The organism is Bartonella ancashensis (genome assembly GCF_001281405.1).
In the GTDB taxonomy this organism is placed as follows: domain Bacteria; phylum Pseudomonadota; class Alphaproteobacteria; order Rhizobiales; family Rhizobiaceae; genus Bartonella; species Bartonella ancashensis.
Genome location: NZ_CP010401.1, coordinates 1,149,966 through 1,161,689 on the forward strand (window position 1 = coordinate 1,149,966; position 11,724 = coordinate 1,161,689).

The 11,724-nt window shown below is 36.7% G+C and carries 9 protein-coding genes; 5 read left to right on the forward strand and 4 right to left on the reverse strand.

The genetic code is table 11. From position 1 onward, the window contains the following. Positions 1-255: 255 nt before the first annotated feature. The 4 genes from gorA to PU02_RS05115 form a co-directional block, all read right to left on the reverse strand. Positions 256-1,638, reverse strand: a complete 1,383-nt coding sequence (gorA, locus tag PU02_RS05100; protein ID WP_053944361.1) for a glutathione-disulfide reductase — start codon at positions 1,636-1,638, stop codon at positions 256-258. A 196-nt stretch (positions 1,639-1,834) separates the two neighbouring features. Further along, positions 1,835-2,392 carry a DUF2059 domain-containing protein gene (locus PU02_RS05105; protein ID WP_053944362.1) on the reverse strand — a complete coding sequence of 186 codons (558 nt, stop codon included), beginning with the start codon at positions 2,390-2,392 and terminating at the stop codon, positions 1,835-1,837. A gap of 55 nt (positions 2,393-2,447) precedes the next feature. Beyond that, complete coding sequence (rpiA, locus tag PU02_RS05110) at positions 2,448-3,152, reverse strand: ribose-5-phosphate isomerase RpiA (protein ID WP_053944363.1); 705 nt, start codon at positions 3,150-3,152, stop codon at positions 2,448-2,450. Positions 3,153-3,718: 566 nt separating this feature from the next. Next, the gene (locus PU02_RS05115; protein WP_236824001.1) at positions 3,719-5,983 is read right to left on the reverse strand and encodes a ComEC/Rec2 family competence protein; all 2,265 of its coding nucleotides are present in this window, start codon (positions 5,981-5,983) and stop codon (positions 3,719-3,721) included. A 115-nt stretch (positions 5,984-6,098) separates the two neighbouring features. On the opposite strand from PU02_RS05115, the gene gltX reads away from it, so the two are divergent. The 5 genes from gltX to PU02_RS05140 all read left to right on the forward strand — a co-directional run bounded on the left by gltX (position 6,099) and on the right by PU02_RS05140 (position 11,639). Further along, the gene (gltX, locus tag PU02_RS05120) at positions 6,099-7,535 is read left to right on the forward strand and encodes a glutamate--tRNA ligase (RefSeq protein ID WP_053944364.1); all 1,437 of its coding nucleotides are present in this window, start codon (positions 6,099-6,101) and stop codon (positions 7,533-7,535) included. A 239-nt stretch (positions 7,536-7,774) separates the two neighbouring features. Next, positions 7,775-9,079 carry a citrate synthase gene (gene gltA / locus PU02_RS05125; RefSeq protein ID WP_053944365.1) on the forward strand — a complete coding sequence of 435 codons (1,305 nt, stop codon included), beginning with the start codon at positions 7,775-7,777 and terminating at the stop codon, positions 9,077-9,079. A gap of 304 nt (positions 9,080-9,383) precedes the next feature. After that, a complete protein-coding gene (locus PU02_RS05130; RefSeq protein ID WP_053944366.1) occupies positions 9,384-10,136 on the forward strand; it encodes a transporter substrate-binding domain-containing protein in 753 nt (250 codons plus the stop codon). A gap of 76 nt (positions 10,137-10,212) precedes the next feature. Then, positions 10,213-10,932: an ABC transporter permease gene (locus PU02_RS05135; RefSeq protein ID WP_053944367.1), complete on the forward strand. Its 720-nt coding sequence runs from the start codon at positions 10,213-10,215 to the stop codon at positions 10,930-10,932. Next, positions 10,932-11,639 (forward strand): ABC transporter permease, encoded by a 708-nt coding sequence (locus tag PU02_RS05140; RefSeq protein WP_053944368.1) that lies wholly within the window; start codon positions 10,932-10,934, stop codon positions 11,637-11,639. The genes PU02_RS05135 and PU02_RS05140 overlap by 1 nt, the downstream gene beginning before the upstream one ends. Positions 11,640-11,724 lie beyond the last annotated feature (85 nt).

Here is an 11,724-nt window from a genome sequence, read left to right on the forward strand (position 1 = left end):
CCTTAATAACTACCGTACACCTCTCAACAAATACATGATCCTTTAATAACAACAACTGTTAGATTACACATTTCACTAGTAAAAACCAGGATGAAGTATTTATATCTGCCTTTTTCGATATTCACTCACAAAAAACTGAAAGTTGTACCCAATCCACTAGGCTACTTTTCTTAAAATCCCCACCACTTACCATTACACTCACCATCCATGCCCCTATTGTAAACACTTCTTACTTACCACGAGCTTTTACTATTTTTATAACCTTTTTCCATTTTCATATACATAACTCGGTTCATACATTGTCACTAATTCTTCTGCCGCAGTTGGATGCAGTGCCATAGTAGCATCAAAAACATCTTTTGTTAGTTTTCCTTTAAGAGACACTGCTATAAGCTGCACCATCTCACTGGCGCCCTCCCCTAAAATATGTGCACCAACGACAACACGACTTTCACCATCAACAACGAGTTTCATAAAAGTTTTTTCGGAAATTCCTGAAAGAGTATTTCGCATGGGACGAAATAATGTACGGTAAATTTCAACACGCTTATACAGGCCTACAGAATCTTCTTCTGAAATACCGACCGTTCCAATCTCTGGCTGCGAAAAAACAGACGTCGGAATTAAATCATAATCAGGTACTGTTGGAATATCTTTAAACACGTTTTTAACAAAGCACATTGCCTCGTGGATGGCCACAGGTGTTAATTGAGCATTCCCTGTTACATCTCCAACTGCCCAAATATGTGGCACATTTGTCATCATCTTTTCATCAACAATGATCGCACCAGAATTATTAAGCTTAACCCCTACATCTTCAAGTCCTAAGCCCATCGTATTAGGTACACGCCCCGCAGCCCAAACAGCTTGATCAGCACTTAAAATTTGTCCATTCGACAAAGTAATATCATAGTGCTTATTATTAACCTCTACTCGAGAAGGTATTTCTCCATAAATAATGGAAATTCCCTTTTCAATCATTACATCACTGAGAATCTTTCTCAAATCGTAATCAAAACCACGAAGAATAAGGTCACCACGATGAATCAATGTGGTATTGACTCCTAATGCGTGAAAGATACCAGCAAACTCAACACCAATGTAACCACCTCCAACAATTATTATTGATTCTGGTAATTTTTTAAGATCAAAGATTTCGTTAGAAGTAAGAAATAAATCACCTCCTACCACCATAGGAGGAGTAACTCTTGCTCCTGTTGCAATTAAAATCTCTTTTGCCCTCAGCCGCTCACCTGTTTTAGAAAGTTCCAACATATGATCGTCTATGAAGGTAGCACGGCTCTCATAAATATGAACATTGTTACTTCTCAGTGTATTACGATAGAGGCCTTCTAATCTTGATATTTCTTTATCTTTGTTTGCAATCAATTTCTGCAAATCAAAAATTGGATTTGTACATTGCCACCCAAAACCAGTACTTTCACTAAAAGCCCGTGCATACTGCGACGCATAAACAAAAAGCTTTTTAGGGATACAACCACGGATAACACAAGTACCACCCACACGGTGTTCTTCTGCTATAGCAACACGCTTACCAAGTGCTCCAGCAAGGCGAGCAGCACGCACCCCACCAGAACCACCTCCAACAACAAACAAATCAAAATCAAAAGACGTCATAGACCTCTCCCTCCTATAAAGCTCAACCCGCACAAGCTGCAGTCATTTACTCACCCCAAAAAGTTTCTATATCCTAAGAAAAACTCTACCCATATAGGCAGAGACGCTCATTTTTTTAAATCTTAGCGAAGCTTGCCTCATTCAATAAAAATAGCCAATTGTTAATGTTATCTCACCCGTAACATAATTGACAAAACTACTTCAAACTTTTTGAAGGAAAAGATTTTTTAGGATCCGCTAACTTGTTTAAACGAACTGTCTTAGCCATATCATTCTCAACATTTTTCACAAGATCTTCCATAAGAGAAGAACTCCATTCGTTAAATACGGCATAAGAGTCACGCGCAATGTTAGGAACCTCTGTTAGAAATTTTTTACCAACATCAGAACTATAAAATACTGTAATCTTATCAAGTTCCTCTAAACTAAAGTACTTTGTGTACACATAAGCAATTGCTTTTTCTAAATCAGCACGCCGCTTGGCCAAAGCAAGCGCATTTTTATCAACAATATCAGAAATAACCGCTTCCAAATTTGGATCACTACTCACTAATTCATTCTTAAGATCTCGCGCAGCTGTTGGCAAAAAACTATCAAACTGATCAGTTGCGTGTATCACCTTTATCATTTTTTTAGCAGCTTCTAAATGCTGTTCACTGACATTTTGCGCATAAGATACCCCGATATTTACAGCTAAAAAGGTAACTAAACAGAACAGTGCAACAACGCGCTGAAAAGAAGATATATTTTTCATCCAATAATTACTCCGTAGTTATTGTAACCTGCATTGGTTACTATAATTGAAATTTTTAATAATGCTTTGATTCTGAAACTTGAACATCACCTGTTGCCATCGCTATGATTGAACGTGATGCTACCCCCAAAAAAAGTCCATGTTCAACAACACCTGGAATCTCATAAAGTGCAGCAGATAACAACTCTGGCTGTGCAATATACCCAAAAGCTACATCAAAGATAAAGAAGTTGTCATCCGTTTCAAAGGGATTGTCCCCATTCATCCGTAACGTTATCTTTCCTGAAAAACCAAAATCATCGGCTACTTTTTCAATAGCTCTACGGGTAACATTTACACCAAACTGATTAACAACAACTGGAAGTGGGAAGGCGCCAAGCTTTCTTACTAATTTTGTTTCATCGGCTATAATCAATACCGAACGAGAGGCGGAAGCAACAATCTTTTCGCGCAATAATGCCCCACCACCTCCTTTAATTAAGGCCATATGTGGATCAATTTCATCTGCTCCATCAATATCAAGGTCAAGATCAGGCATTTTTTCTAAGGTAGTAACAGGCACCCCAAACTGATGACACAACTGTTCAGAATAACGTGATGTAACCACTCCCATAACGCGTAAACCACCAGCAACACGTTCCCCAAGAAGGCGAACAAACTCATTAACTGTCGAACCAGAACCAATACCAAGCTGCATACCATCCTGAATAAACTCAAGTGCCTTTGCCGCTGCCAGTTTTTTTAATTCCTGAGCATCCATAAGTTATTTTTCCTTTTAACTTATTATCTATACATATTATGAGTTAACGGTAAAAAAAGCATTATATCGATTTAACTTATTGCAGATTCATTTATCATCATCCAATCTTAAAATACCAGAAGCGTAACACAATAATCAACGAAATCCCTTCGTAAACTTATTTACCAAGCCTGACAAAAACTGGGGTAAAATCACTTGTTCTTAAAAGCAACAACTTTGCTATAATATCAACCATATCTTTAAAACCATAAGTGAGCTAGAAAAACAATCTGTTCCTTCTTTATTCTTACCCCCCATTTTTATAATTTTGTAAAAACTTTATACCTTTTAAAAATAAAAAATGTTTCAATTGATCATAAAAACCTACTGAACATAGTTCAGATAAAATTTAAAACATGAAGACAATACACGGTGCATGATATTTGAAAAAATACCATCCAATTAAGTATATTCCTCTAAATAAAACTGAAATTTATTTTCAATATCAAGGTCTTGTAGCCAACTTCTTGTAGCATTTGAGCTATACTTTTACCACCTTAATCAATCTGAAATAGCAATGAGAATGTTTATATACCTAACTTTTCTAAATCTTGCCTATGCATGCTCCACGGTCGATGAAAACCCACAGAAGACCACATAACAACTTTATTTCTGGTTACCATAACACTCCCTCTTGATAAAAGCTGCTGAGGCGTGATCATTATTCCTGATATTTGAACACACACTCGATCATCTACCGTAGATTCTTTAATTACGACATCTACCTTTATGCATTGACTAGTTTTTCTACGTAAAATAGAAACTCTTAATCCATCTTTTGGTAGAGATGTACAAACATTATCATCACAAATAAATTGTCCGTTCAATGTTGGCCCACTTCTTGTTGGTTTAATAATTTCATCAACATCAAATAACCTCTTCCATTGAGATATGGTAAACTTGGATGCACGAGACTTATCGATATATAACGTCTTCTTATTGATAACACCCACGAGGTTCATACCATCTGATACAATCAGTTGCACAGATGAACATATTCCATAAATCAGTACACCTGCGATTATGGGGATAGCAAAAATGAATCTCAACGGTGTTTTGAAAAAAATTAAACCTGTTAAACCTAAACTTAAAAAAATTAACGCAGATGACGGTATAAATCCTGGATTAAACGTAGGAGAAATAGATGCTATCATATAGGCAATCTTAATCACAAGACCAATACCAAAACCCATAATTTGCAATGGGAACCATTCAAGCCCTAAAGTCATTGCGAGTACTGCCACTAGTCCAAAAGGCATTACTAAGATTGATACGATAGGAAGAGCCAAAACATTGCTAATTACACTAAGTGATGCCACATTAGTAAAAATGATGTGCAGCATAAATTCCACTAGCAGAACCTGCAATAAGAGAAGATGAACAAATTGAAACAACTGATAAAAAAATAAAGCGAAATACTTTAGCTCCAATAGAGGATGGTATTGTTTTTTTACATCAGAAGATCGCCTTTTAGCCCACCACTCAAAAGCAGCAATTAAAGCTGCAGTTGCTGAAAATGACATTTGAAAACTAGGACCTAATATTTCATGTGGAGAAATAGCAATAACCACCAAAGCAGCAATAGCAAAACTACGCATTGTGATGCCAGAACGGTTGCATAATATAGCAATCAACATAGTAGCAACCATCACAAAACTCCTTTGAGCCGAGACACTAGCTCCAGATAATGCTAAATAAAAAGCTGCAATTATTAATGCAGCAATAGCAGCAATTTTTTTTGTTGAATAATGAGATGAAAAAACTGGAAAAAATGCAAAAAAAACACGTATAAAAATAAAAACTATGCCACTGAGCAAAGCCATATGCAAACCTGATATTGATAAGATATGTGCCAATCCAGATGTTCTCAATGCCTCGTTGGTATTATCTGAAATACCGCCACGCTGTCCTGTTATTAAGGCAGAAGAAACCTTACCATTTTCTCCATCAATGGCTGCACTTATCCTCAGAGTCATTTCCATGCGTAGATTTTCAATTTTCTGTGAGGTCCGCGCTAATAAAGCGCCCGGTTGAAAAACAGATATCTTGATTGGTTGGCCTAAGTAAGTTCCATAAGCACCAATTCCTTTGAAATAATTATGGAAGCTAAAATCATAACCTCCTGGACGCATAGCTCCAGACAAAGCGTGAAGCCTTACCCTTCCATATAAACCATCACCCGGAGATAACTTAGATGGTAAATATTTTGCGGTTAAACGCACACGATCAGGACTATGACGTAAAATTGGCTTTTCTGTTTTCAATACATCTACAATTACATAAAATCCCCCCTTTTCTAAAGCTTCAACAGAAACAACACGTCCTGTTAATGTGGTAGAAATGTTGCTACTTAACATCGGTGTAGACATACGCCACGTCTCTATTTTTGCAAACAAAGCTCCCAGTACAATGCAACACAAAAAACAAACAATTAACCACACGCTATAATAATTGCGTGCACCATACAGCAACCCGAAAAGTAAAATAATCAGTGCAACAAATTGCTCCCAACTTGGTTCTTTGTCTAAATTGAAATAAAAAATAGCTCCTACAACGCAAAATACTAAAATCAACAAAAAAGGTAGCCCAAAAGAAATTTCTTTTCTTATGCACTCCATAAACCATTGCTGTACAAGAACAATGCCTTCTATCACACGAGAAGATAAAGAAAATTTCTTCTCATCATAGGTCGCATCCTTTGGAACATCAATGATGAGAGGAAACCCCTTTTGGGCTAAAGTTAAATTTGCATTCTCCAAAACAGATTCTGTTGATGGATTGCTTTTATCCAATATTTTCACCCTCCCGCTTTACTTAAAAGTGCGACTATTGCACACTCCATCAGCTATGCTAACATGATCACTTAATACGGTTCCACGGATAACATCTTATGGAAAGGATATTCCCATGTCTGTCATTACCCGTTTTGCACCATCGCCTACAGGTTTTCTTCACATCGGTAGTGCTCGTACCGCTCTCTTTAACTGGTTATACGCAAAACATAATAATGGAAAGATGCTTCTGCGTATTGAAGACACAGATCGAGAACGTTCAACAGATATAGCTGTTAAAGCTATCATAGATGGTCTGCATTGGATGGGAATTGATTATGACGGAGATCCTATTTCGCAATTTGAACGAGCAGAACGTCATCGTCAAGTTGCTGAGCAATTGGTAAAAAATGGTAAGGCTTATTATTGCTACGCTTCTCCCGAAGAATTAGCGCAAATGCGAGAAAATGCCCGTGCAGAAGGCCGTCCACCACGCTATGATGGACGGTGGCGTGATCGTGATATTTCCAAAGCTCCTAAGGGTGTAAGACCTGTCATTCGCATCAAAGCACCGCAAAATGGAGAAACTGTCTTACATGACCGTGTTCAGGGGAAGATCCTTTTTCCAAATAAAGATCTTGATGATTTCATTATTTTACGCTCTGATAGGACTCCAACCTATATGCATGCTGTCGTTGTTGATGATCATGATATGGGAATCACTCATATCATCCGTGGTGATGATCATCTTACAAACGCAGCTCGCCAGGCAATCATTTTCAATGCAATGGGATGGGAAATTCCTGTAATGGCGCATATTCCACTGATTCATGGTGAAAATGGTGCAAAATTATCGAAACGGCATGGCGCACTCGGTGTTGAAAACTACAGAACAATGGGATATCTTCCTGATGCTCTACGCAACTATCTTGTTCGCCTCGGCTGGAGCCATGGCAATGATGAAATCATCTCAACTGAAGATATGATTTCTTGGTTTGATATTGATGACATCAATAAAGGTCCTGCCCGATTTGATTTCAAAAAACTTGATGCCGTTAATGGGCACTACATACGTGTGAGTGATAATCAAAATCTTTTTGATTATAGTTTGGGTATTTTACCTGAAATTGAAGGTGGTATAGAAATAATAAATAAACTTAACACAGAACGGTGTGCTCAATTTTTGGCTGCAATACCATACGTAAAAGAACGTTCAAAAACACTTCTTGAGCTCATTGACGGTACGTCTTTTATTTTTGCAGAACGACCATTACAACTTGATGAAAAAGCAAAAAAACTATTAAATGGAGATGGATGGATTATCTTACGAGAAATTTACCCCATTCTTGAGGCGTGCCCTGACTGGACCACAGAGGTCTTAAATGAAACTTTGCGCTGTTACGCACAAAAGAAAGAACTTAAACTCGGAGAAGTTGCCCAACCTCTTAGAGCTGCGCTCACTGGGCGTACAACATCGCCAGGTGTCTTTGATATTCTTGTTTTATTAGGAAAAACTGAATCTCTTAATCGCATAAATGATCAAATAGATGCAAAAAAAATCTACGCTATCTAATGAGGTTATTTGAAGTACAAGTTCTTTAACAAGAATTAAAATGTGTCTTTACTTCAATAATAACAATTAATGATTGAAGTATATAATATCTAAAACTGATAAAAGATTATCCTTCAATTGCATGCGCTTATTTTCATAGCAAATTTACTTTACGTATAACTAAAAAATGTTTTGATTATATAGCTTCCTATCTGGTAGAACCTGGATATGAAAGATAAGGGAACCGAAAGGAAGACTGAATGCCTGAGAATAGAGTATGCGTTATCATAAATGATAAAAAAATAGACCTACCAGTGCGTAAAGGAACTATCGGTCCTGATGTTATTGAAATTGCATCCCTTCACAAAGAAACAAACATTTTTACCTACGATCCTGGTTTTACCTCAACAGCCTCTTGTGAATCAAAAATTACTTATATCGATGGAGATGAAGGGATATTGCTGTATCATGGCTATTCCATTGATCAACTAGCTGAAAATGGTGATTTCCTTGAAACATGTTACCTCTTGCTTTACGGTGAGCTACCAAATAGACAAGAAAAAATAGATTTCGATCGCCGTATTATGCAGCACACAATGGTGCATGAACAATTTGCACGATTTTTTCATGGTTTTCGTCGTGATTCCCATCCTATGGCTGTTATGGTTGCCTGCCTTGGTGCAATGTCTGCATTTTACCACGACTCTATTGACATTACGGATTCTCAACAACGAATGATTGCCTCTGTCCGCCTTATTGCAAAGGTTCCAACTCTTGCTGCGATGGCATATAAATACAGCATCGGACAACCCTTTGTATATCCACGTAATGACCTTGGCTATGCAGCTAATTTTCTTCATATGTGTTTCTCTGTTCCTTGCGAAGAATATGTTGTAAATCCTGTTCTTTCTCAAGCTATGGATCGAATATTTACTCTTCACGCAGACCATGAACAAAATGCATCAACATCAACAGTGCGTCTCGCGGGATCATCAGGGGCTAATCCATTCGCCTGCATTGCAGCAGGTGTTGCATGTCTTTGGGGACCAGCCCATGGTGGTGCAAATGAAGCATGCCTAAAAATGCTGCAGGAAATCGGTTCTATTAAAAAAATTCCTGAATTCATTGCGCGTGCAAAAGATAAAAATGATCCTTTTCGCCTCATGGGATTTGGTCATCGAGTTTATAAAAATTATGATCCACGTGCAAAGCTTATGCAAAAAACCTGTCATGAGGTTTTAAAAGAATTAAATATTCAAAATGATCCACTCTTTGATATCGCTATGGAGCTTGAACACATTGCTCTCAATGATGAATATTTTATTGAAAAGAAACTCTATCCTAATATTGATTTTTATTCTGGTATTACATTGAGGGCCATGGGTTTCCCTACTGAAATGTTTACTGTTCTTTTCGCATTAGCGCGTAGTGTTGGCTGGGTTGCTCAGTGGAAAGAAATGATTGAAGATCCAGCGCAAAAAATCGGTAGACCACGCCAACTTTATATGGGTCACGTTAAACGAAATTACGTTACTATGGATAATCGTATAGATTCAAAACAATAAAATCAATGTTGTTTTGATTCAACGGGGCTTTGTTGATTAATTATCCCTTTAATTATTAAAATATTGACATGCTTAGAACATCACAATTCAATATCATTCATTACAAATTTACACAGATGAAACGACGACTACAAATGTCTTTGATAAATTGTTTACACTATGAGCTACATGACACTAATTCATGACCCATCATGGCTGTATCCAAAAAGGAATCTACGTATTATTTCGTTTTTTCGGTAAAAATCACTGATCTCAAGAGCATGATAATGTGGTAGCTTCCTGTGTACCCAACTAGGAGAACATAATGAAACTATTTGCAGTAACCCTTGCAGCAAGCATGGTGCTATTTTCTCAACAAGCTAATGCAAAAACACTAAGAATTGCAAGTGAAGGCGCTTACCCTCCTTTCAACTACATGGACTCAAATAACAAACTACACGGATTCGATATTGACATAGCCTACGCACTTTGCGAAAAAATGAAAGTTGAATGTATTATCACTGCCCAAAATTTTGATGGAATAATCCCAGGCCTTCTTGCTAAAAAGTATGATGCCATCGTTGCATCACTATCTCCCACAAAAGAGAGACTTAAAAAAATAAGTTTTACAGATGCCTATTATAGCACAGAAACGGCTGTTATCGTTTCTAAGGACTCTCAGATAAATGAAATTTCAGTGGAAGCATTTAAGGAAAAAAATATTGGTGTACAATCAAATACGGTACAGGCAACATATGCAGAAGATAATTATGCACCTCAAGGGGTAAATGTAAAAATTTATCCCACCACAATAGAAGCCAATCGTGATCTTCTAAATCATCGCCTTGATGTTATCCTCATTGATAAATTGCAAATATTGAATTGGCTTGCAAATGATGGCAAAGAATGTTGTGAACTTTTGGGAACTATCAAATCTTCAAAGTTCCCTGTCGCAATTGGCCTGCGTAAAAATAATGAAGACCTAAAAAATGCCTTTAATGAAGCTATACAAGAGATTCGTATTGATGGGACATACGATAAAATTATGAAAAAATATTTCGATTTTGATATTTATTAAAGCAAGCTGAAGCGTAAATAAAAAAAACCTACATCTCTGATGAGGACATACTTAAGTTTTTGTTAGGATTTTATAGATGATTGAAAATTTGGCGCTACTGTCTTTCGGTAATGGGGGATGGGGTGCGGTGATGCTGTTGAGTGCAGGTGTAACATTATCATTATCCGTATGTTGTGCACTTTTAGGGTTCCCGTTAGGGCTCATAGGTGCAATGATGATTCAATCAAACATCAAAACTGCACGGGTTATAGCTACCATTTTTTCGGTGATATTTCGTGCATTACCAGAACTTTTGATTTTGTTTCTTGTATATCATGGTTTGCAAAATATTATTCAAATGACGCTTGACTACTTTAATATTGAAATCATTGTAAGTATCAATGCTTTTGTTTCTGGTGTTTTAGCACTTAGCATGGTTTTTGCAGCCTTTTCATGTGATGTTTGGATCGGAGCATTCAAAGTTGTTGATAAAGGACAGTATGAAGCAGCTCAAGCCCTGGGATTCTCGCGTTCAATTACATTTTTTCAGATTATTTTTCCTCAACTGATTCGCAATGCTTTACCAGGGCTTTCTAATAATTGGCTTATGCTACTCAAGGATACATCTCTTGTCTCAACAATTTCTCTCGTTGACCTCATGCGACAAGCAAATTTAGCAGCTGCAACAACTAATAAACCTATATTTTTTTATCTCATAGCCTGCATATTCTATCTATCATTTTCAGCAATTTCTTCTGCTATTTTTCGATATTTAGAAAAGAATACTCAAATAAGCTATAAAAGGGTTCTAGCTTAATGACCCCTGCATGGCTTTACTCTCTTTTCAGTTCTGATCTCCTTAATCAACACGGCCCTCAGCTGATTAAGGGGTTTATTGTCACAATTGAGCTTGTATTTATTTCCTTTTTTTCTGGACTTTTTTTTAGTATGTTTGTCACTTTTTCATATTTGTCAAATAAAAAACCCTTACGTTATTTAGCACAAGCCTATATCTACTTTTTTCGTAGCTCTCCTTTATTAGTGCAGCTTTTTCTCTTTTACTACGGCCTCGGATCAATGAAAGGATTTTGGGAAAAAATTGATTTATGGTGGTTTTTTCAAAACGCGTGGTATTGTTGTCTTTTCATTTTTTCACTCAATTCTGCTGCTTATCAAGCAAAAATATTTACTGGAAGTTTTTCATCAATAAAAGTTGAACAATATGAAGCAGCAAAGGCTTTAGGTCTGCGCAATTCTACGATATTTTTAAAAATTATTTTACCACAAGCAATAGTTATAGCTTTACGCCCTTTAGGAAATGAATTTATCTTGATACTTAAATCTAGTGCCATTGCTTCACTTTTGACAATTTATGATTTAATGGGAATTGCCAAATTAATTTACGCACGTACATTCGATTTTCAAGTTTACATTTGGATCTCTATTATTTACCTCTCCATCGTAGGGCTAATTCATTGTTTTATCACTGCTATTGAACATTATCTCACGCGACACTTGCGGTAAACAAAAATAGCCTAAAAAGATTTTATTAATACCGAAATAATAAGGTTATGGAGTTTTTATCGTTTTTATTCGACATTCCCACAAA